This window comes from Camelimonas fluminis (genome assembly GCF_014656355.1).
In the GTDB taxonomy this organism is placed as follows: domain Bacteria; phylum Pseudomonadota; class Alphaproteobacteria; order Rhizobiales; family Beijerinckiaceae; genus Camelimonas; species Camelimonas fluminis.
In genome coordinates this window covers 1-575 of the sequence record NZ_BNCG01000176.1, presented here as the reverse complement: position 1 = coordinate 575, position 575 = coordinate 1, and the positions used below count along the sequence as shown (strand labels likewise).

Genomic DNA, 575 nt, shown 5'->3' with positions numbered 1-575 from the left:
GAATCATGTCTGCGCCGCTGACGAAACCCCTGATGAGTCAGAGGCCAAGGGTCTTGGTATAAGCATAAGGCCATCAAAGCCGCCTCCGACGACGAGCTGGATTCCTTCCTCGACGGTTGGCCGAATATCGATCCCACCACCGGCCTTCACCTCCAAGGCGACGAGTTGCTGATCAAAGCACGCGAGGCCATGATTTCGGCCGTCCATACGTTCAATAGCGCCGGACTCTACTTCAGAGCGGAACTATTCATAGTCACCGCAATAATTGCGTGGACCTACCTGATGCACGCTTATTACAGGCGCGAGGGCATAGATTACCGTCATAAGAAGGCTGGTATCGTTGAGCGCACGCCATCCGGAGCCGAGAAATATTGGGAACTAAGTCAGTGCATCACTACAGGAGCCTGTCCCCTTCAGAGCGGCATAGTCAACAATCTCAAATTCCTGATCGAGATCAGGAACGAGATCGAGCATCGATCCACCAACAGGATTGACGACGCCCTCAGCGCGAAGCTGCGTAAGCGCTGTGCCGCTCACACCTTGCGTTGATGGCTCCACGGCAGGAGGCTGTCGAT

1 protein-coding gene is annotated in these 575 nt (G+C 55.0%); it reads left to right on the top strand.

Features of this window, described 5'->3' with window-relative positions:
• The first annotated feature begins 189 nt into the window (after positions 1 to 189).
• Positions 190 to 549, top strand: a complete 360-nt coding sequence (locus IE243_RS23735) for a DUF3644 domain-containing protein (protein ID WP_308432102.1) — start codon at positions 190 to 192, stop codon at positions 547 to 549.
• The last annotated feature ends 26 nt before the right edge of the window (positions 550 to 575 follow it).

What these genes read in the sequence shown, in the direction of transcription:
- IE243_RS23735 (WP_308432102.1), top strand. Translation starts at nt 190, where the DNA reads ATGATTTCGGCCGTCCATACGTTCAATAGCGCCGGACTCTACTTCAGA.